Genomic DNA, 22,780 nt, shown 5'->3' with positions numbered 1-22,780 from the left:
TTCGTACTTAAAACTTAAATTTATGATAATAGAAAAAAAGTTCCAGAGGAATAAAGGAATTGACTGTACGATACATCTATAGCTCTGAAAGAGAGGGGAAAAATGATATGGGGTTACTTGAAAAGCAACTGGAAAGGCAAATTACCTTACTTTATTTGTTAAATATTGAATCCTCTAATATTAGTGAACTGGCGAGAAAATTAAATATAACCGATAAAACGATTACTGCTGACATTGATCATTTCAATGTTTCTTGCTTTCCTGCACATATTGGAATCAATCATTATAAAGAAGCATCTTTGAGGATTCCTAAGAATATCAACTTAGATGATATTTATGTGAAAATATTAAATAGTTCGATCAATGTCAAGATTTTAAAACATATCTTTATCGCTGAACCGACATTAAATGATATTTCTACAGAACTTTTCCTAAGTAAAACAAGTATTCGGCGTATAGTAACAAAAATCAATACATATTTTTTACATGAGAAGATGGATATACAGATAGACTTAGATACAAAGTTAGTTATCGTTGGCAATGAAACGAAGATCAGGCGGCTGTTTGCCAGTATGTTCAAAGAAATGTATCGAGTAAAAGAGTTTACATATTTTGACACCATTTATCAATTGCTGCGACGTTGCTTAAAAACACAAAAAAAGGCAGCTAGTACGCCAAAAATCATTTATTCCGTATATTATATTTTTGTTTCGATCATTCGTGTGGGGAATAAGCATTTTATTCCTGCAATCGAATTGATCAATAAAGAAGAAGTTGTTGACACGGTCTATAAGATAATTCACGATGATACAGTTTTCGGTACTTTGATGAACCAAAAGTACAAATTTAATGTCAATAAAGTTAATGTGGCCAATGTCATAAGCTCGTATTTTGGGTTACTATTTACTGATAATCCAAGGGAATATGGGGCGATGCCTACAAAAATCGAAAAATTTTTGACGCATTTTTATTACTTATTGAATATTGATTCCGCAGTCAATAAAAGAAAAGTGGACTATTTTTTGGACTATATCAACTTTTATAAAGAATTGATGATCTTTAAAGTAAGTTATGCAGATATCTTTTATCAGAAAATGATGAAGACGAATCCAAAGATCTGGCAGGCCTATCATCTGGCCTTAGCCACGTCTGAACTCCATTTTATTGAGCAAAGTGAATTATTACATAAAGATCTATTTTTAGAACTGATCATCTCATCGCCTCAACTGTTGCGAATGATCGAACCTAAAATACAAGAAAAGTCGATTTTGGTTTTAAGTACGCAAGAAGTCGGTCTAGCCTTGCTATATAAAAAGCTGATTTTGAACAAGTATCCTTTCTTCAAAAATATCGATATTTATGAAAAAGATATCTTTGCTATCGACTATCAAATCGTGAATAAATATGACTTGGTCTTGACTGATCTTTCATTGAATTTTGAGCGGCTCACATCGGAGATCTTGAAAATTTCTAAAGTACCAACACCTATCTTTTGGACGAACTTTGAGGAGTACTTGTATTCCTCCTAGCTTTTTGGCTCGTCAAATTTTTAATAATTTTGAAAAAATAGAAATGAGATCATGACTATTTTCGTCTATCATTAAACAAAAGTATGATTTATAGAGAGGAAGGAAGAAAAATGTTTACTTTATATGATTGTAAAATGCTGGAATGCTTAGGAAAAGGGATATGGGGACTACTTAAGTTAGCTGGATTGATAGCTAAAACCGTCCTTTATAATTGGATGCTCAAGCCTTTAGGAAAATGGGGCTATAAAAAGTACCAAGAACGAAAGGCAAAAACCGCTGTTAAAGAAGTCGAAAGAAATCTAAATTCTCCTGTGAATGAATTAACAAAGCAGGATGTCAAACAATCAGAACGACAATCATTTAAGGAAAAAATCAACAATGTCCATACGCGTTCTGGGCAAAGTAGCCAATCACTTCCCAAATCTCCTATATTAGCAAGTGATCATACACTGTAAGCTTTAGAAAGAAGGGATAAGAAATGGGAACGAACGAAGAAGATAAATCAGGGAATCCGATAGATGATCTTATCAATCAGTCTAATTTAACTGAGGATTTTATCAAACTTTTTTTGACTGAGAAAGGTGGACAACATAACAAACGGATTTTAAGAATAGCAAGTGGCGAAAAACCACCTTCCATAGGGAATATCTTAGAAAGCTTTGAAGAACTAAAAGCGACTAAGTTACAGAACTTAGAAACAGAAAAAAAAATCAGTGATTGGCTAGTTGAAAAAGAAAGTTTAGAAAAAAAGAAGAGTTTTTTACAACCCACAGGTAAAACGATTGACTTAAAGGCATTAGAAGAAAAACAGAAAAATTTGATGGCTGACTTGGTTCAAGCCAAAAAAAATTATCAAATCAATAATCAAAAATTGGAAACAGCTAAAAATAGATTAAACACTATTTCTCTCGAGCAAGCAATCAAAGATCCCTCTAACCAAAATATCTCGTATCTTACTAGTTTGAAATCAGCAGAATTCATGCGAGCGAGTAGTGTACTTAATGAGAAAAATAAAAGTCTTGAAATAGAAGTGGATAAGCTTCGAAGAGAAGTTAGTCAATTAAAAAAACATGAAAACAAAGTCGTCCAAGAAGCATTGACGAATACTGAAAAAAATATCGCTCAGTTGTCTAATGTAGAAATCCAGATCGTGGAAAAGCTGGGGAATACGAACGATCTTACGAACATAGAAAAAGCGGTTGAGCCTGTCCAACGTTTGGAAAGAACACCATCATTTTCGCAATATCTTCCAAAGGATGAAGAGTCTGTAGGCGATTTAAAGCAAAAATTAGACGCTGTCCAAGAGATGAAGGAAAAATTGACGTTTGAAAAAAATGTTTACATAGCACATAGTGAAATACTGGAAAATATTGCAGTATCAGATCCTGCGAAAGTATTAAATACTTCTGATTTGTTGCTTCGACAATCAGAATTTAACATTCCACGTCCTAAACTAAATCGTTCTCAATCCATTCAAGAGAACATCCAAGAACGGCCTAAATTAACACGTAGTTATTCCGCACCTCATTTAACCGATAGAAATGGGATCTCTAAAATCAAACTGCCACGTCCTCAGTTGAAACGAGAGCACGTAGTGGATGGAAGTGAGAACCCTAAAATCAAGCTTCCGCGACCTAATTTAAAGCGTCCTCACTCTGTTCAAAAGGCGATGGAAAGCCCAGCAGTAAAACGTAGTCGGCCTACACCTGAATTGACTTTACCAAATCAGAAGGTAGATGGAAAGTTGATGGAGGCATATCGGCCTTATTTGAAGGAGCAAGTCGAATTATTGGAACAACATGTCCGAATCGCTGAGGCAATAATAAAAAAAGCGCCGATGAATAACTTTCTCCTTGATAGAAAATCGAGGACACAAAGAGTAGATCGATTTAAGGATATCAAGGCTACCATGGCGGAAGATACGCAGCTCATAAATGATCTAAAGAGTATTCTCCAAGATAACAATAAATTAAGCGACTATATCGAAAAAGTAGTACCAAAAGATAAAAGTATGCTGTCACAAGAAATCGAACAAGTAAAAAAAGATACGCTTGAGCTGATTGAAAAGACGAATGAACTAAAAAAGATAGACTATAAAGAGCTAAGCAATCGTTGGTACCATGTTTTTAAAAGACCATCATTCTATGCACTTATCGGGAGGCAAGCTGCGTGGGATACGCCATTTCTCTTAATGCCAGCCGTTCCAGGTTTTATAGCGCAAGTCATGCCAGAAACGACTTTGATAATGAATGGAGCAGCGGGGATTAGTGCAGTCCAACAAGCAATTCTAGGAACGTATGTCGCACAAAAAGTTTTGTATGTAGGACCAAAGCTTTTGGGACGAGGAATGGACAGACTTTCTCAAGCGACCCGAAAGAAGTTTCCGCGAGCAGCTAAAGGCTTAGATAAAGTTGTGGAGAGGGTGCAGGAAAAGGTTCTTTCCCCCGTTAAAGACAAAGTGTTTACGCCAATAAAAAATAGAATAGCGAACACACAAGAAACCATTTCAAAACATACGATACGACCGGTAGCTGCGAAGTTAGCACCAGTAATTGCGCAATTGAAAAAAACGCTACACATCGACGGAAAATTAACACCAGAACAAAGAAAACTTCGGAATAAAGGCTTCAATCCTGTGACTGGGGAACGATTATCTCTGAAAATGCGTGCGTGGAATTTGACCAAGCGTTCCCTTGATTATATGTGGCGTCATAAGATAAAAATCGCATTGATTGTTGGTTTGACTGCTGGAGCGATCTTTACTGCTGGGGCGATTGCGCCGGCAATATTCCCAATGTTAACTTCTTCAATCATGGTTGATGCATTTGCTCTTGCGGCTAGTTCATTCATCGTTTGTGGTTCGGTATTGTTGGCGGATAAATTGGTGTTCAAACCAATTCAAAAATTCCTTGTCCGACGGGAAGTCCGCAATCGGGAAAAGATGATCGTTAAGCGGTATGAAAAAGATAAAGAAAAAGGACAGCATCAGTCACTAAATCAAGAATATAAAGAAAAAATCAGTGAAATTGTGAAAGTGGAAACAAAAGAACAAGTCGTTGCTAAAGAGAAAACGCCGGAACCAGTAAGAACGGAGGTGGCCAAATCAGCAGTTGAGCGGCTACAGGCAGAAATGGTAGCGCAAAAAGTAGAAGGACCTAAGGTAACGGAACCAGCTCATAAAGGAGAACAGAATTCTCAAAGTCGAATAGATCAAGCGGGGCCAAGCCAGCCAAAGATAGAAGCAATCAAAAATGAAGCGACTCATTCTGTCAATGTAAAAAGTGAGCAGCGAACGCCGGAAGCTGTGGCCGAGAAAAAAGTATTACGCTCGTTCTCTGATTTAAAGAATACATCGGTTGAAAAATCCAATCTAGCGAGTCAGAGAAATAATCAGACACTACAAGTAGCACAGGAAGAACAAAAAAAACGAGAAGCGACTCAAAGTAACACTAGGAAGAAAAAGGTAGAACAACCAGTAATGAGTTAAAAAAACGATCAGAAAAGGAGGTTTCAACTTGAGAAAAAAACAATATGCATGGATCAGCTTGCATATCGTCATTATTAGCATACTGCTTTATATAGGGAATCGAACATGTTTTTTATTTTTAGCTGAAAAATCAGAAGAGCTTTCTTTTTTAGATAAACTGATGACAGGATTTCTTCAGACTATAGATGAACTGTCAAATGTTTCCTTTCATTTTACTTTTGATACTCGATCATTAGCTGGAGGAGGTTTTTTGACTCTAGCTTACGGATTATTTGTCTTGTATAAAGTGTTCGACGACAAGAATGTCAGACCAGGAGAAGAATACGGGAGTGCACGTTGGGGGAAACCGCGGGACATTTACCCATTCATAGATAAGAAAAAAGATTTTAATATTTTATTGACGAAGACGGAAAGTTTATCGTTATCCGGCGGGATGAAGATAACCGGCAAAGACAACTTCAATCGAAATAAGAATGTTGTAGTTGTCGGAGGTGCTGGGAGTGGTAAGACACGGTTCTACGTAAAACCGAATTTGATGCAGATGCACTCTTCTTATGTAGTAAGTGATTCGAAAGGGTTATTATTGGCGGAGACAGGAAAAATGTTTGAAGAAGCAGGCTACCACATCAAAGTATTCGACTTGATCAATCGCCGGGATACACATCACTACAATCCATTCCATTACATAAAAACCGAAGATGATATCTTAAAAATCGTGAACAATCTGATCAAGAATACCTCTAACCCTAACAAAAAAGGGGGCGATGATTTCTGGGAAAAGGCAGAAACGGCTTTGCTCATGGCAATTTTCAGTTATTTGCTCCAAGAAGTGGTGGAAGAAGACCGCACACTAGGCAATGTGATCGAACTGGTTCGGTTAGCCGATATCGAAGAAGATGTTCCAGGCTTTGTCAGTCCGTTAGATGTCTTATTCAATGAGCTAGAAGAAAAAGATCCAACGAATTTTGCTGTAGCGCAATATAAAATCTTCAAATTATCTGGGGATAAGACAACGAAGAGTATCTTAGTGAGTTTAGGTGTACGGATGTCACCATTTGATATTCCAAGTATCAAAGAGTTGGTTTCAAAAGATACGTTGGAACTAGATACAGTGGGCGATGAGAAAACCATTCTGTACATCTTGTTGCCAGATACAGATACGAGTTTCAACTTTTTAGCAAGTATGATGTACCAGCAGCTTTTCGATATGCTCGTGTACAAAGCGGATAATATCTATAAGGGACGATTGCCTTGTCATGTGCGTTGTATCCTAGATGAATTTGCCAATATTGGACAGATACCTGATTTTGAAAAAGTGATTTCTGTTATCCGAAGTAGAGAAATTTCAACGAATGTGATCTTGCAAAATATCAGCCAGTTAAAGACATTGTATAAGGATACTTGGGAAACAATCATTGGTACAAGTGATGTGTTCTTATACTTGGGTGGAATGGAGAAAAGTACGCATGAATATATCTCTAAACTACTGGGGAAAGAGACGATCGAACAGCGAAATATCAGTGTGACAAAAGGTTCAAATGGTTCATTCAATGAAAGCTTCCAAAAATTGGGGCGTAATCTGATGGACCCTGATGAAGTAGCAAGTTTAAAAGGGCAACAGTGTATCTTAAAAATACGTGGTGCAAATCCATTTTTATCGGAAAAATATGATATTCTCAAACATAAAAATTATAAGAAATTAGGCGATGTAACAGAAAAATATATGTATCTACGCGACTTATCTGCTTAACTTTTTCTACTCTCTTTTTGGTATTTACCGTAAATTGGCCAATTAAAAAGAGAGTTTTTGTGTGAAAAAATAAAAAATAACAGAAAATGATTTGTTGGATTTTGTTAGAGGGACTCATTTCCGATGGATGCATAGACGAAAAAGCAAGAGAACACTCACTTTTATGAAGAATGAGTGTAACCGAATAAAGAAGTGTTCTAAATTTTCTCAACTTGGAAATAACTGGAGAAAAGATAACAAAAAAGTAGCATATACTAAATGATGGAACACCAAAAAAATTACATAGATAAAGGAGTATTTAATATTATGGGCAATTCGAATTTATTGAAACAGGTATTTGAACTAGTATCTAAATTCACATTAGTTGGCGGTGGACTTTGGCTTATTTGGGGGACGATCATTCTAGCTGGGGCATTGAAAGATAAAAATGGTCCTCAATTGCAGCAAGGAATTTGGCAAATTGTTGGTGGTGGCTTAATCTTAGCAGCAGCTGGCTGGTTCGGCTCATCCTTTGATTTTAGTTCATTGGTACCATAATTTGATTTGGAGAACAGGAGTTTAGTTTATGGCAGACGCAATAATGAGCATCTTCAGTCAAATCATGGTTTATCTAAATGGAGAAGACTTACAAAATACGCTTGGACAAAATTTAAGTTCCTATATGTACGATGCATATGATTTGGTAAAAGATCTGCAAACCATTGTAGTGGGACCACTTGCACTGTCGATCCTTGCTCTTTTTATCCTTCTAGAATTTCAACGGATTTCTTTGAAGGTAGAAGGAGCAGGAGGTGCCCCCATGCTTGGATTTGAAATGATCATCAAGTCGTTTATCAAGTTTGCAATATGTTACGTAGTGATTTTAAGGATTCAGGATATCTTAGATGGGATCATCGTTATCACAGCAAACTTATCAGCAAAAGTTTTAGCGATAGGGGCTAGTGGAAAAGTACAAAATGCAACAGAGCAAGTGCGACGAGCGGTAAATGATTTAGATTTTTGGGAGAAAATCGTTATCTTACTGATCATGTGTATCTTATTCTTAGTAGCATTAGTCGTACGGGTATTGATTCAAGTAACGATCTATTTACGCTTTTTAGAGTTATATATCTTTTCAGCAATGGCACCGATCCCAATGGGGGCATTACCAAGTCAAGAGTTTTCATCAATGACAAAAAGCTTCTTCAAAAATTTTGCCTCCACGGGCCTGCAAGCCACTTTTATCGCCTTGGTTCTTATCATTTACCCAATGATTTTTGCTAGGATCATGAAGGACGTAGGTGAAGGCATATGGGGGATCATACTAGGATTGACGATCTATATGATCGCTTTACTACTTTCAATCAATAAGACAAAAGGCTGGGCAAAGATGATATTGTCAGCATCGTAACCAAGGAGGAATTATGGCAATAGAAGTAAAAGTACCAAAAGATATCAAAGAATATAAAGAAAAAATAATTGCAGGAATGAATCTAAAGCAATTGTTGTGTTTGACGATTGCTGGGGGTGTAAATATTCTCATTAGTCTGATCTTTGTCGTCTGGCTGAAAATCCCGATGTAAATCACAAGTTGGCTGATGATTTTAGTTTCTATCCCCATCGTATCCTTTGGTTGGTTCAAACGAAATGGCTTGAATTTTGAAACGTATATCAAACATTTATTTAAATACCATCTTTCTGCAGGTGTCAGAAAAAAGAAAGAAGCAGAACCCAAAGATAAAAATGAGCAAACCAAGTTAGGCGGACAAGAAACATGATGAAATTAAAAGGGTTCACATCAGTAAAAAAGACGGATAAATCCACGATGGGTAATACAAAAAAGAAGGGAAAAAGAGCAAAGAAGGATCCTAAAGAAATGGATCTACTGCGAGATACTTTTTTATTTCAGGAAATCTATCCTAGTGGTATCTGCCGACTTGATGAGACGACATATTCGGTCACCATCGAGTTGAATGATATCAATTACCAGTTATCTTCTGAAGATAGTCAGATCGAGATTTTTTCTCAATATTGTGATTTTTTGAATTCACTTAGCAGTAAGACAAAATTACAACTGACTGTCTATAAGAAAAAAAGACCCTTAGCAGATTTGCAATCTATTCTGTATTATCAGGAAAAAAATGATTTTTTAGATGCTTATCGTGCAGAGATGAATGATATTATTTCGCGTAAGCTAGATGAGGAAAAAAATGGATACAAAAAAACGATTTTATTCACTTTCGTACAAACTCACCAGAAACTCGAGTTTGCAGAAAAAGAATTAGACATGGTGACGGATCGCTTTTTGATGTTTGCAAACCGCTTAGGAAGTCAGGCTAAAAGAATACCTAAAAAGGAATTACTGACGATCCTTTCAGAGATATTAGTGACGAAAGCTACGGCACAGCCAGAAATTGAAGATATTTTACCAGAAGTGATCGAACTGAAGGAAAATAAGAACTATTTGAAAGTCGATCAGCATTATGCAAAGACCGTTTACTTACAGGAGTATCCAGCAGAGTTATCGGATACTTTTATCTATGAATTACTAGAAATCCCTCGAGAACTAGTGATTACCTTACATATCGATCCGCTTGAACAAGATGAGGCTTTTGATTTAGTCAAAACGAAATTGGCCTTCATGGAGCAGCAAAAAGTGGATGAACAAAAGAAAGCATTACAAAATGGCTATGACTTTGAGATGCTGTCGTATGACTTATCTTATTCGTTGACAGAAGCCAAAGGACTAGTAGACGACTTGCAAAATAAAGGACAAAAACTGTATTCAATGTCCAGTACGATCCATTTCCATGCGGATACTGTTGAAAAATTAACAGAGATCCATGATGAAGTCAATTCGATTGGGCGTCAATTTGGATTCAAAATCATCGAATTAGAATTTATGCAAGAAGCTGGTCTGAATGCAACATTGCCATTAGGGATCAATCAGATTCCTTTAGACCGGACAATGTCGACTGCGAGTACCGCGATCTTTATTCCATTCACGATTTCCGATTTGATCCAAGAAAATGGGAAATATTATGGGGTCAATGCGATCTCTAAAAATATTCTTTCCCTCGATCGAAAACTATTGAAAGCACCAAACGGTTTTGTATTGGGAACACCGGGTTCAGGAAAAAGTTTTTCAGTCAAGCGAGAAATCGTGAATGTTTTATTACGAGATGCAGATGATGAAGTGATCATTATTGATCCAGAACGTGAATACTCAGTGATCGGTCAAAATTTCAATGGAGAAATCATCAAAATTTCTAGCGATTCTGCTACAACGATCAATCCAATGGATATCAATGAAAATTATGGAGATGATACAGATCCGGTCGTTTTAAAATCAGAATTTTTGATTTCTTTATTTGATTTGATCATTGGTGGAGCTCTTGGTTTGAGTTCTACTCAAAAGACATTGATTGACCGAGTTTGCCGACGAACATATGAAATATTGGGAAGTCAAACACCGACATTTATCGACTTTTATACTATTTTGAAAGAACAAGAAGAAGAGGAAGCAAGACAATTAGTGATGGATCTGGAGATCTATATCGAAGGTAGTTTGTCTGTCTTTTCTGCAAAAACGAATGTAGATATTACAAAGCGTTTAGTCATTTATGACATCAAAGATTTAGGAAAACAATTAAAAACAATGGGGATGCTGATCGTGTTAGACCAAGTCTGGAATCGTATCACGACAAATAGAGAACGTGGTGTCCGTACATGGCTGTATATCGATGAGATGCAGTTGCTATTTACTAATGAATACTCTGAGAATTATTTTTTTGAACTGTGGAGTCGTGCCAGAAAATGGGGGGCTATCCCAACTGGTATCACGCAGAATGTGGAAACATTATTACTCTCAGATTTAGCAAGACGGATGCTTTCAAATAGCGATTTCGTCATGATGCTGAATCAAGCAAAATCTGACCGTACGCAACTAGTTCGATTATTTGATATTTCCGAGGAACAAGAAAAATTTGTTGTCAACTCTCCAGAAGGTTATGGCTTGATGGTTTTTGGTGATACAACATTGCCTTTTTATGATCATTTTCCTAAAGATACGAAACTCTATAAGATGATGTCGACGAAGCCGGGTGAAACATAAAAAGAATGAAATCAGAAAGGATACGTCATAGTGCCCGATTTGAATGAACAAGAAAACCAAAAAGGAAATGAGAAAAAAAACGATAAGATCATTGATCGCTTGGAGACAGCAAAGAACATTACATCCACCAAAAAAGAAAAAAATGTTTCAAAAAATGAGAAAATCACCACTAGTAAAAGCAAACATCGCAAGGCTGTAATCATTCGGAAAAACCAATCGACTGTATCACGAAGCAAACGAGCAAAAATCAGAATGATGATCCGAAGGCAACAGCAAGCTAAAAAAGGCAATGCATCAATTACAAGCTCGCCAATCAAACGATCAAAGAATTTGAAACATAAAGAAATGATACAGTCGCAAAATACCAGAAAAAAACGGCTTTTTAGGAATCTAAACGTCAGTACCAGAGAAGAGCGTAAGAATCAGCAAAAAATTTATCTGAAAAAAAGTGAAAAATACCAGAAGACGATCAATCGCAACAGTAAATTGTCTACCGAAGTAAAAAAGGTCAATACGCAAAAGATCCAACAGAAAAAAGCAATAAAAGCCCGAGCGTTGATCAACAATAAAAAAACAGATAGATGGTCGGGTACTTGTAAAAAAACAAAAACCCACTGTCCAGAGTGTTCGGCAAAAGCAAGACCGTAAACAACAACTAATTCTGAAAAAAAAGAAAAAAACAGATACGCAGCATATCATAGCGAAAAAAGAAACGAAGCAACAAACGGCAAAAAAGCAATATCAAGAAACTGGGAAAAAGAAGCAAGACAAGGAAAAATTACAAGGAACTTCTCAAAGGAAAAAAAATCTATTTTCGAATCGGAGACACCTTCGCAATCAACAATATGCACAAAAATATGTACGTGCATCTGGCAAAAAACAGATCTATAAAAAAAGAAATAAGAAGCAAAAGGTCAACGATCAGTTAAAGAAAAAAGTTTCCCCAAAAAGAGGCGCCAAAAACTACTTCAAAGAAATGGTCATTGATAAATTTGGACGGGATAGTGAAGGGAATTTGAACATTATTGGGATGATCCTGATGTTGGTTCTTCTCGTTCCTATTTTGATGAACTTGATTATCATTATTGCTCTTTTATCAGTCGTCATAGCAATCATTGCGGTTATCATGGCGATTTGGGCGTTCATCGTAAGCTTGTTTGTTGTTAAAACAGAATCAATGATGATTACAGAAGCTTATGAGTATGTCACCTGGTTAGATGTCAGTAAAAACAAAGAAGTCTATGAACGCTACAATCAGTTAGTGGATAACCCTGAATATGACGAAGTCTATTTTGAAGTGAATAATATTGCTTCTGATCCTGAGAAATTTTCTGTTGTGTCAAATGGCGATAATTATATCTATTATCTCAATGCAAAATACGAAGATTATGATATTGAGGAACGGGCAGTGAATGTCTATATCAAACGTCTAGCTAAAAATACTGGCATAGAACTACCAATTTCAAAGGTAGCACATGTTCAATTTAAAGATACCCCACATCCATCGTCAGAACTACCAATCAAGATCAATCGAGTGAAGCATGAGATTCATGCGATCCACGATATGACGTATAGCTATGAGACGGTCATTGAAAAAGATAAGGAAATTGAAACAACGGTAGTAACGATCGATGAAGAAACAGGGAAAGAGAAGACAGAAACTAAAGTAGAAATCAAAGATATTGCTACGGTGAAAATCGAGGTTCAGACATTGAATGAGATGCTTGACTCTAAGCCGGAAGTTGAGATCTACGGGTTTAAAAATGGGTTTTTAGAGGAAGAAAGCAACTATGCTTTAGTAGGGACCGTTGAGGCATTCGACGAAGCCGAAGTGGATAAATATTATCCAATCATGGAGTTGGATCGCTTTGAATCAAAAATCTTCATGGATAATCCATTAGGGAAAAATACCTATAGTCCAGTTGTTGAAAACTATGGCTATCGGGGAAGAGACGAAGACAAATTAAATATTGAGATCATGTTGGATGCGGAACCTGGTTCACCAGTTTATGCCACTACAGATGAAGAAGTAGACGGAATCAATCGTACATATGGCGCACAAGATCGTGATGGGAAAATGGTTGAAACGCGAAGTATCAAAACGGACACAGGAGATTACTATGCGTTTTATATCAATGTGGACCCCGTAGTGAGGAACGGTCAGGATTTGAAAGCAAAGGATTTGATTGGCTATACAAGGAGTACTTTTGGCGGGAATCTACTGATTGCGATGGAAGAATTCCGTGCTCTGCACAGCAACGCTGACATTTATCCTGCGATTTTCATCGATAACTTGGTCTTCGCCAGTGATACGAATTTAGCCTATTCCAATAACAGTGGCGGGCTAAGAGGTGAATTGTTTAATCCACCAGAAAAAGTAATACAGTGGCGCAGCAAAGTGTATGAAGAAGCGATAAAAAACAATATTGGTTCTTATGTAAACACGATCCTATCCATTATCTGGGTCGAAACAGGTGGGGATAGCGAGCGTTTCTCAGATATCATGGGAATAAATAAAGCGTACTCAGTAGGTGGTACAGTACATAGTCCAACTGAATCCATCGAAAAAGGTGTAAAATATTTTGCAAAATTATTGAAAAAAACGCAAGCGAATCAATTAGGAGAGAAGGCTTCATTACAAGCATATAGTTATGGGGAAGCCTACTTAGATGACCTGATTCGTATAAGAGGACGTTACTCCTTTGATCATAGTCGCCTGTATGCCAAAGAGAAGAGTCAGGGTAAGACCATATCTTATAACAGCACCCCTACTCTTGATCGAGGCTACAATTGGCGTTATACCTTTGGCAATATGTTTTATCCGCAACTTGTCACGTATAATATTTCTGCTGACATCGGTAAACTAGTCGGGATAGCTAAAAAGGAATTAGGTACACCAAATGGGGATAAATACTGGCAATGGGGTGGCTTTGACAAGCGCATCGAATGGCCCGCAATCTTTGTTTCTTGGGTTGCTAGTCAAGCGGGTTATTTAGACCAAGGACGTGTGCTGAATACACCAAGTCCATTATCGATGATGAAATGGTACCAAGATAATCGTAAATTCCAAGCACCAACTGTTGGTTATATCCCACAATCAGGTGATTTGATTTTCTTTGATTGGAAAGGCAAAAAAACAGGAAAAGATCATGTGGGCATCGTTGAATATTCTGGTGGAAATATCGTACAGGTCATTGAAGGAAATTCTAATAATCTTGTTCGCCGCAGAACCTATGCGCTAGATAACATAGCTATTTCCGGATACGGTATCCCTTAGCCAGACGAACCTGAGCCAATCAAGTAGAAGCACCAGACAACACATTAAAGGAGGTGAGTTATTTTCTATTAAGTAAAGAAGAACTTTATTTTTAGAAAGGCACACATATGATTAATAATTTTTTGGAAACAAAAGCAGGAAAGCGGATCGCTGCGGGTTTTGCCGTATTTGTAGTCGTGGTCATTGGCACTATCATTTATGCGTTCATGACGAAAGAACCTGAGCCAACCTCGACAAATGAAGATAACATTGAAAAAACGCAAGAAAGCAGTGAAGTCAGAGGGCAATACGATGCGACACCTTACAGTGGCAAATGGTATTCCAATCGAACAGATGAGATGACGATTGAATTAAAAACGGATGGCACGTACCAAGCCTCTGCTTGGTTATCTAAAGGTACCTATCATTTGATTGATAATGGGGTCGTGGTATTGGAGGATAAAGAGGGGAAAAAGAAAAAATTCAAGTTGCAAACGAAAATGGGTAGTACAGTCATATACTTAAAAGAAGATGAAGAAGAAATCTATTTGTATCCAAATGAAGAAGTCAAAGAAAAAATGGAAACAGAGATTTCTGAACAAGCAGAAGCGGCTCAGCAAGTTGTTTCACAAATGTGGATGGACATCTTGCAACAAGGAGAATGGGAAAATAAAACAGATAAACGAACATTCACGTTGACATTCAAAGACGATGAATTTATTCAGAAAAAAATCGAACAAGGAAAAAAAGAGGAAGAAGTCACTTACAAGTATCGAATCATCTCGATTGATTATGAACAGTCCAGTGCAGTTTTTGTCATGAGTCGAACGGATAGTTATGACCAGAAACAAGATGTAGTCTTTAAAATCAAGGAAGAAGGCTCTAAATATATTTTATTGGGGAACCCAGGCGCCTTCGACTGGATCACTACCTTTGAAAAAAGTTATGCAGCGGTCACACCTATACAAGACGGCACCACGCGATCAGATACAGTGAAGAAAACCACTGAAACGGTTGATAAAGATGGAAACAAAGTGATAATTACCGAAAAAGTTAAGGGGTGAGGATAGATGGAGGATAAAGAAGTAGACAAAACCCAACAGGTCATGTTAAAGGGGTACTTAGGTATTGCCAAGTTGGCGTTGAAGCTTACTGTGTATTTTTTTAAAAAGAAAATACCCCAAAAAATCAAGAACGGTATCGTAAGCCTAGCAAGTAAAGCAAAAACCGGGGTTCAACAATTGAATCAGTGGCGTAAAAATCGTCAAGTCACTAAACAACCAAACCAGACGATGAAACAAGTATTAGACAAAAAACAATCTGCACAAAAACTAATGGGAAAAGAATCAAAGGCACTAATCAAAAAAAGAGAGATGCCTCTTTTATCCAAAGCAACTAGTCGAGAAAGAGTAATCAATCCCTTTCAACATGCAATGAATAAATTCAATCAGCTACTGATGAAAGGTGCAAAATTTGTTTTGCCTCTGTTGCCAAGGGTTATTCGTAATGTCGTATTAAGGAATAACACAGTGACTCGTGACCGGGGTACCAGAGAATTGGGAACAGCAGTGAAGGATTCCAAGGCTATTCCAGCACGCACAGAAAAACTCCAAATAAACAATACGATTGCAAAACCGACACATGCACAAATGTTACAAAATAATGTACCAAAAAAATATAAGCCACTTTCTGAACTAACGACCCATGCTAGAAAGATATCTGCCATCAACAATAACAAGGCGAAAGAGGTAAGCCGAGCTTTACCACAGCGCCGTACGTCTATACCTACTATCAATACAGGACGTTAGGGAGCAAACGAAAAACGACGATCAAAGGACAAATCGAGTGACTTGTACGATTTGTAAACAAAAAGTAGATGAGAAATCACGGTAGAAGTGTGTAACTTCTTATTTCGTGGAGTTGCATCCCCATCGTTAATTCGTTTTTAAAGCATGAGACAAAAGTATTTCTTACTTTTGTCTCATGCTCTTTTTTTTTCGAAATTTACGAAAAGCCTGACTTTTGGACGCCGTTTATTTGTGCGTCTGTAGCAAACCTGATTTTTTAGACTGTCCCACATTTCCTTTGATTAAAATGGGTTTATTTTAAAGCGTTTGGAATAAGATCGTTAACAATAAGCCTACCACGTAGCTACTATTGAAGAGGACCATATTTTTAATGGAGTAGCTGAAACTAACGGGTTGTGGCAGAGTTTGTTTAAAAGCCTGCAAATTTTTATAGACTTTTGGCAAGGTAAAGAAGGTTACGATTATCGGTAACTGATACACGCGGATGATCAACCCTAATAAGATGACAAGATAGGAAGCATACATCAAGAGTTGGAACAAAACGATGCCCACTGGCCGACCGATATAAAAGACTAGTGTATACCGGTGGTTTTCAATGTCACGGTCTAAGTCACGTAGATTGTTCGCTAACATGATGTTAGCGATCGTGAATATCAGTGGAAGGGAAGCCAAAAAGATCGCTAAGACTGCCCATAGATTGCCTTCTAAGCTAAAGTGTCCAGTAGCAAGTGAAAGGGACAAATCAAATACGTTTGTATTGTGCGTGTTGACATAGACGACCATGGCAAAGATTCCTAGCCCCATTGTTACACCACTGAAAATCTCACCTAACGGCATACGAGATAAAGGAATCGGACCAAATGTATAAAAGATACCGATGAAACAGCAAGCCGCCCCCATCAACAATAGAAGGAGCCCCGTTTTAGCAGTTAGAATGAGACCGATGATCAGAACAAAAAGGATCATTCCTAAAATCATATTGCGAACCAACTTGGGGGAAGTCCCTGTACGTCCGATCACATTTTCTTCGTATTTATAAACAGCGGAATGGGCTTTTTCGTAGTCCATATAATTGTTGATAGCTGTTGTCGCCAAATCAAAGACGAGCATACCGATAAAAAATAATACGGTGTTCAACCAATGTATCTCATGAAAAAAAGCGATAGAGAATAAAACCCCTATCGCAAAAGGAAATACACTAGCTACCTTAGTCCGTAGTTCGACTACTTCTAAAAAGATTTTTAGTGTCATGTTTCTTGCTCCTTATTTCAGTTCTGAGCGATCGCCCATCGTATATTTTGAGTCTTTATCCAGTTTAAATGTATCTTTGATTGGATCTGTCACATATACTTTATCTTCTTTTGTGACAAAAATCGCTTCAGTACCATTGTTCAATTCACTTTCAACGTATTCAAGACCTTTTTTCACACCCATTGAAAAGACAGCCGTTGATAAGCCATCACCATCAATTGATTTATCTGTGATGATCGTGACACTTGCAATGTCATTATCAAAAGGATAACCAGTTTTAGGATCAAATAAGTGATGGTACTTTTTACCGTCTACTTCTAAGTAGCGTTCATAGATACCAGATGTAACGAGTGTTTTATCCCGTTCTTCGATTGTTCCTAATACAGATCCGCGTGCTAGATTAGGGTCTTGGATACCGACTGTCCAGTCTTGATCTTTCCCTCTAGGACTATGGCCTAGAACATAAACATTTCCACCTAAGTCAACGATCGCCGTCGTCACACCTTGTTTTTTCAGTACTTTCACTACTTCATCTGTGATGTATCCTTTAGCGATCGCTCCAAGGTCAATGATCATCCCTTTTTCTTTGAGATAGACAGTCTTGTCTTGATCGTTCAATTCGATTTTATGGTAGTCGACTAATTTCAATGCTTGGTCGATTTCTTCTTGAGAAGGTTTTCTTGCATCATCAAAACCAATACGCCACAGCTGAGTGATAGCACCGATCGCCATATCAAAACCACCTTGGGAATCTTCGCTGTATTCATAGGCTTTCTTCAATAACCCATAGACATCATCAGAAACTTTCACCGGCTTGATGCCAGCTTGCTGATTGACTTCATCGATTTCTGAACCTGGTTGGTTGATCGTGATTTTATCACCCAACTCTTTTACTCGATCAAAAGCTGGTTTTAAAGCAGCTTCTTTTCCTTCATCGTAGACACGGATCCGGACATACGTACCTAATAGGAATTGTTCATCTGAATAAGGATCTTTTAAAATTTTATTTGTCGTAGTACTTGTTGTTGTGGCTTTATTCGCTGAAGTACTACAACCAGCTAACGTCAATAGGCATAGCAAAGCGACGATAGGGAGTAAGCGTTTCTTTAACATGTGTTTCCTCATTTCATCAGTGGCCAGAAGGGTATAGCAAAACAAAAAATATTCTTTCAGAAATAAGCCGAAATATCACAAAAATTTTTCAAAGAAAATTTCGGATATCTCGGCTTGGATTTCAGAAAAAAACTATTGTTGAGACAGCTTCTTCCACATTTATTTCTAGTTGATTATTTTGTTACGATGTTGTCAACTTCGATTGTTTGTGTATCGCCTTTTTCAGCTGCATTCACTAATTGTTCTGCGTACATAATGAATGAGTGTGAGCTGTGAGTAGCACCAGTAACTACTTCTACGTCAGCAGGTGAACCATCTTCTTCGCCCATTGCTTTGACAAGTTCGTCGTTAAGTGCAGGGATGTAAGTTTTAGGTTCAGTACCACTTTTCGCTTTCATATTTTCGTTATATTCTGTGTCATCTTGTTTTGATTTGCCATCTTTGTCGATGTAATCAAATTTAGAATCCGTTACTTTACCGCCAGCTACAGTCATTTCAAATTGTACGCGGTAGCCGTTAGAGTAGTTCTTTTCTTCTAATTTGTAAGTACCGTCTTTCAAGTCAGCACCATTGTCGATTTCAATCGTATCTGTGTTACCAGCTTGAGCTGCTTGGATCAATTGTTGTGCATAGTTTTGGAAGCTTTCTGAAGAGTGAGTAGCACCAGTAACTACTTCAACACCGCCAGCGCTTTGAGCTTTCACGAATTGTTCGTTTAATTCTGGGATGAATTTTTCTGGACTAGTGCCAGCTTTTGCATCCATATTTTTATTGTATTCTGCATCTTTTGTTTTTGAGTCGCCTTTTTCGTTGATGTTGTCATATTTAGACTCAGTGATCTTACCATCTTTTACGACCATTTCAAAAACTGCGCGGTAGCCATTAGAGTAATTTTTTTCTTCCAATTTATATGTGCCATCTTTCAACTCGCCACCAGCGACAACTTTTGCTGAACTTTCAGTTGTTGCGCTTTCAGAAGTTTGTGCTGTTGAAGCTTCAGATGAACTTGAGCTGTTTGAACTTCCATTGTCATCTGCACCACAAGCACCTAACACTAAAGCTGAAAATGCTAAAACTGCAAATCCAGTAACAAAACGTTTGTTCATCATTTTTAAATCCCACCATTTCCTTTTTTAGTCCACAATTTTCTTTGTGATTCATTATACATTCTAATAGATATTAGCTATAAGTCAACCATTTTAAGCAAATAACTATTATAATCTTACAACCGTTTTCTTTCTGTAAATTTCGTGAAAAAACGCTTAATAATAAAAATTCAAAAAAATCGAAAAGGAATTAGACAAAAGAACATAACATCTATATAATGTATGGAGATTGTGTAATAGGTATCAAACTAAAATAGTTATTATAAATTTCAAATAAATGGTTTAATAAGGAGCGGATGATCAATGGCAAAGCAAAATATTGTCGTTGTAGGTGCAGGTTATGCCGGAGTATCAGCTACAAAGTACTTGGCAAAAAAACTGAAAAAAGAAGATGTGACAATCACGTTGATTGATCGTCATTCGTACCACACGATGATGACAGAACTTCACGAAGTTGCAGGCGGACGAGTTGAACCACAAGCAATTCAATATGATTTACAGCACTTATTTGCACGAAAAAAAAATGTTCAATTAGTGACAGACACAGTAATCGGTATCGATAAAGAACAAAAAATCGTTAAAACAAAATTAGGTTCTTATCCATTTGACCAATTGATCTTAGGGATGGGTGGCGAACCAAATGACTTTGGTACACCTGGTGTAAAAGAAAATGGCTTTACGTTATGGTCATTCGAAGATTCAGTGAAGATTCGTGAACATATCGAGCGAACAGTTGCCAAAGCAGCATTAGAGCCAAATGATGAACTACGTCGCGCCATGTTGACATTTGTAGTTTGTGGTTCAGGTTTTACCGGAATCGAAATGATCGGTGAATTAATTGACTGGAAAAAACGTTTAGCAAAAGACTACAAGTTAGATCCAAGCGAAATCACTTTGACGGTCGTAGAAGCAATGCCAACGATTTTGAATATGTTAGATCGTAACGATGCGGCCAAAGCGGAACGTTACTTGAAGAAACATCAAGTAGAACTATTGTTGAACTCCCCAATCGTTGAGGTAGCAAATGATCATATCAAATTAAAAGATGGTCGTCAGATTCCAACACACACTTTGATTTGGACAGCTGGTGTAAAAGGTACATCTGATGCAGCTGATTTTGGATTAGAATCGGCTCGCGGACAACGTCTGATTGCCAACGAGTACATGCAAGCAAAAGGCTATGAAGATAAAAATATCTATATCATCGGGGACTTGGTTTTCTATGAAGAATTCCCTGGAACACCGACACCGCAAATCGTTCAAGCGGCTGAACAGACAGGGCATACGGCTGCTACAAATATCGTGGCTTCGATCAAAGGTGGCGAGAAACACAAGTTTAAAGGGAATTATCAAGGTTTCATGGTCTCAGTTGGCGCTAAATGGGGGGTTGCGAACCTATTTAACAAGATCCATTTGAGTGGTTTCCTAGCAATCGTCATGAAACATATCGTCAACTTAAAATATTTCTTTGATATTCGCTCTGGATACTATATGTTCCAATATCTAATGCATGAATTCTTCCATATCAAAGATGACCGAAATGTGACACGTGGTCATTCTTCACGCTATGGGAATGTACTATGGAGTGTACCGCTACGTATTTTCTACGGACTAGTTTGGTTTATAGAAGCATTCAAGAAAATCGTTGGTAACGGTGAAGTATTGAAACCAGGTACATGGTTCGGTGAGGGATCATGGTTCACTGGTAACAGCGTCTTCCCTTGGACATGGGAATATAATGTGACGGATGTTGCAAGTGGCGCATCAGCTGCCGGAGATGCAACAACAGCTGCTAGCGGTGCTGCATCAAGTGGTGCTGGGGAAGCAGCAACACAAGCAGCACACTTTGGTCTAAGCTATACTTATGGAGAAGAACCAATGGCTGTGATCGACAAATCACCTGCTTGGTTTACAAAAATGATGCAAGTCATCATGCCGAATAACGATGTAGCAATGTTCTTCCAAAAATTCATGGTTTTCTTTGAAATTGCGTTGGCATTAGCATTGATTGCTGGTTTATTCACTTGGTTATGTAGTGCAACAACGATTGTGTTGGTCATCACGTTCTGTTTATCAGGAATGTTTTACTGGGTAAACATCTGGTTTATCTTTGTGGCCTTCGCGTTGATGAATGGTTCAGGACGAGCAATCGGACTTGATCGCTGGGTAATTCCATGGTTGCAAAAAACACTAGGAAATTGGTGGTATGGGAAACCCAAATCCCAATATGGCTCAAAATAGCATGCAATATAGAGCTTGAACAGAAAAAGTTTAAAGTAATGGTTGATTAAAGGAAAGTTCTAGGGATACCTAGGACTTTCTTTTATTCCGTGCTAAAATTGGGTCAGTGAAAAAGGGCAGAGGAGGATGCGTACAAAAAATGAAAGAATTTATCAAGAAAAGTTTACTCAAACCGTGGGATATCTTCATTATCATTCTTTTGGTTGCTCTTTCTTTTTTACCAGTTATCATTTTTAGTTACCAGCAAGCAAACGCTGCACCTGAAAAAGAAGCAGTGCTGCGGGTAGATGGAACAGAAATCAAAACCTTTCCACTAAGCGTGGGGAGTGAAACATATACGTACACATACAAAGATCCCCATGGTGATTACAATCTGATCGAAATTGCCGGAGATAAAATTCGGATCAAGGAAGCAGATTGTGATGATCAGATTTGTGTGAGAAGAGGATGGGCATCAAAAAATGGGGAGACAATCGTATGTTTACCACATAAATTAGTGATCGAAGTGCGATCAACAGATGGGAGTGACGAAGACAGTCTGATTTATTAGGCTATTCACACCATGACAAAATTACAAAAAATGATTTATATCTCTCTTTTAGTAGCACAGGGCGTGATCATTGGACTGATTGAAAACATGATTCCTTATCCGTTTTCTTTTGCACCTGGAGCCAAATTAGGTCTAGCAAATTTGATTACGATCGTAGCGATCTTTACGATGAACAAACGAGATAGTTTTTTGCTTCTGTGGCTCCGTTTGTTTTTAACGACGTTATTAGGTGGAACAATCTCTACTTTTCTGTATAGTATGAGTGGTGCACTACTTAGTTATTTCGGGATGTTACTAGTCAAAAAACTAGGACCAAAAAGAGTCAGCATTATTGGTATCAGTGCAACAGGTGGATTTATGCATAATGTGGGGCAGCTCGTTACAGCCTCTTTTATTGCCCAATCTTGGACGGTTATGCTTTATTTACCAATTTTATCTTTTTTAGGCATCTTATCAGGTATCGCTATTGGAATTGCCGCAAATTACTTATTGCGCCATGTACGAACCCTTCAAAAATTCCAAAAAGAATATGAGTTAAAAAAGAAAGACAAATGGCAGTCCGTTTTTTTAGAAAAATAATCGCTATGCAAGGAGTT

Annotated in this window: 17 protein-coding genes and 1 pseudogene; 15 read left to right on the top strand and 3 right to left on the bottom strand. The window is 37.6% G+C overall.

The features are described 5' to 3' along the window. Nucleotides 1–107 precede the first annotated feature (107 nt). The 12 genes and pseudogenes from ED2_RS08340 (at nt 108) to ED2_RS08285 (ending at nt 15,923) form a co-directional block, all read left to right on the top strand. Entirely contained in the window at nt 108–1,529 is a 1,422-nt protein-coding gene (locus tag ED2_RS08340) for an AcpB/EbpR/MafR family transcriptional regulator (RefSeq protein WP_025481403.1), read from the top strand. A 110-nt stretch (nt 1,530–1,639) separates the two neighbouring features. Then, a complete protein-coding gene (locus tag ED2_RS08335; protein WP_005875204.1) occupies nt 1,640–1,984 on the top strand; it encodes a hypothetical protein in 345 nt (114 codons plus the stop codon). 23 nt (nt 1,985–2,007) lie between these two features. Next, complete coding sequence (locus tag ED2_RS08330; RefSeq protein WP_016177793.1) at nt 2,008–5,016, top strand: hypothetical protein; 3,009 nt, start codon at nt 2,008–2,010, stop codon at nt 5,014–5,016. Between the two features lie 28 nt (nt 5,017–5,044). Next, complete coding sequence (locus ED2_RS08325; protein WP_016177792.1) at nt 5,045–6,766, top strand: VirD4-like conjugal transfer protein, CD1115 family; 1,722 nt, start codon at nt 5,045–5,047, stop codon at nt 6,764–6,766. A gap of 306 nt (nt 6,767–7,072) precedes the next feature. Continuing rightward, on the top strand, nt 7,073–7,303 hold the full coding sequence (locus ED2_RS08320; RefSeq protein ID WP_005875208.1) for a hypothetical protein: 231 nt from the start codon (nt 7,073–7,075) through the stop codon (nt 7,301–7,303). Between the two features lie 28 nt (nt 7,304–7,331). Further along, nucleotides 7,332–8,156, top strand: coding sequence for a VirB6/TrbL-like conjugal transfer protein, CD1112 family (locus tag ED2_RS08315; protein ID WP_016177791.1), 825 nt, complete (start codon nt 7,332–7,334; stop codon nt 8,154–8,156). 13 nt (nt 8,157–8,169) lie between these two features. After that, nucleotides 8,170–8,523: pseudogene (locus tag ED2_RS08310) on the top strand (PrgI family protein). Further along, on the top strand, nt 8,520–10,859 hold the full coding sequence (locus tag ED2_RS08305; protein WP_005875214.1) for a VirB4-like conjugal transfer ATPase, CD1110 family: 2,340 nt from the start codon (nt 8,520–8,522) through the stop codon (nt 10,857–10,859). The pseudogene ED2_RS08310 and the gene ED2_RS08305 overlap by 4 nt, the downstream one beginning before the upstream one ends. 30 nt (nt 10,860–10,889) lie before the next feature. Further along, nucleotides 10,890–11,507, top strand: coding sequence for a hypothetical protein (locus ED2_RS08300; protein ID WP_060789744.1), 618 nt, complete (start codon nt 10,890–10,892; stop codon nt 11,505–11,507). A 328-nt stretch (nt 11,508–11,835) separates the two neighbouring features. After that, complete coding sequence (locus tag ED2_RS08295; protein ID WP_016177788.1) at nt 11,836–14,136, top strand: lysozyme family protein; 2,301 nt, start codon at nt 11,836–11,838, stop codon at nt 14,134–14,136. A 107-nt stretch (nt 14,137–14,243) separates the two neighbouring features. Further along, nucleotides 14,244–15,179 carry a hypothetical protein gene (locus ED2_RS08290; protein ID WP_016177787.1) on the top strand — a complete coding sequence of 312 codons (936 nt, stop codon included), beginning with the start codon at nt 14,244–14,246 and terminating at the stop codon, nt 15,177–15,179. A gap of 6 nt (nt 15,180–15,185) precedes the next feature. Continuing rightward, the gene (locus ED2_RS08285; protein ID WP_005875222.1) at nt 15,186–15,923 is read left to right on the top strand and encodes a hypothetical protein; all 738 of its coding nucleotides are present in this window, start codon (nt 15,186–15,188) and stop codon (nt 15,921–15,923) included. A 297-nt stretch (nt 15,924–16,220) separates the two neighbouring features. Here ED2_RS08285 and menA read toward each other — a convergent pair whose 3' ends face one another. The 3 genes from menA to pplA form a co-directional block, all read right to left on the bottom strand. Further along, nucleotides 16,221–17,174, bottom strand: coding sequence for a 1,4-dihydroxy-2-naphthoate polyprenyltransferase (menA, locus tag ED2_RS08280; RefSeq protein WP_005875224.1), 954 nt, complete (start codon nt 17,172–17,174; stop codon nt 16,221–16,223). A gap of 12 nt (nt 17,175–17,186) precedes the next feature. Then, nucleotides 17,187–18,287, bottom strand: a complete 1,101-nt coding sequence (locus tag ED2_RS08275) for an FAD:protein FMN transferase (RefSeq protein ID WP_005875226.1) — start codon at nt 18,285–18,287, stop codon at nt 17,187–17,189. Between the two features lie 173 nt (nt 18,288–18,460). After that, nucleotides 18,461–19,396 carry an extracellular electron transfer flavoprotein PplA gene (gene pplA / locus ED2_RS08270; RefSeq protein ID WP_016177786.1) on the bottom strand — a complete coding sequence of 312 codons (936 nt, stop codon included), beginning with the start codon at nt 19,394–19,396 and terminating at the stop codon, nt 18,461–18,463. Between the two features lie 300 nt (nt 19,397–19,696). On the opposite strand from pplA, the gene ED2_RS08265 reads away from it, so the two are divergent. The 3 genes from ED2_RS08265 to ED2_RS08255 all read left to right on the top strand — a co-directional run bounded on the left by ED2_RS08265 (nt 19,697) and on the right by ED2_RS08255 (nt 22,763). Further along, nucleotides 19,697–21,634, top strand: coding sequence for an NAD(P)/FAD-dependent oxidoreductase (locus ED2_RS08265; protein ID WP_016177785.1), 1,938 nt, complete (start codon nt 19,697–19,699; stop codon nt 21,632–21,634). Nucleotides 21,635–21,773: 139 nt separating this feature from the next. Continuing rightward, complete coding sequence (locus ED2_RS08260; protein WP_005875232.1) at nt 21,774–22,184, top strand: NusG domain II-containing protein; 411 nt, start codon at nt 21,774–21,776, stop codon at nt 22,182–22,184. 12 nt (nt 22,185–22,196) lie between these two features. Then, nucleotides 22,197–22,763, top strand: a complete 567-nt coding sequence (locus ED2_RS08255) for a Gx transporter family protein (RefSeq protein ID WP_005875234.1) — start codon at nt 22,197–22,199, stop codon at nt 22,761–22,763. The last annotated feature ends 17 nt before the right edge of the window (nt 22,764–22,780 follow it).

Source organism: Enterococcus durans NBRC 100479 = LMG 10746 (assembly GCF_001544215.1).
Lineage (GTDB): Bacteria > Bacillota > Bacilli > Lactobacillales > Enterococcaceae > Enterococcus_B > Enterococcus_B durans.
The sequence above is the reverse complement of the archived record's forward strand: the minus strand, read 5'-3'. Positions and strand labels throughout refer to the sequence as shown.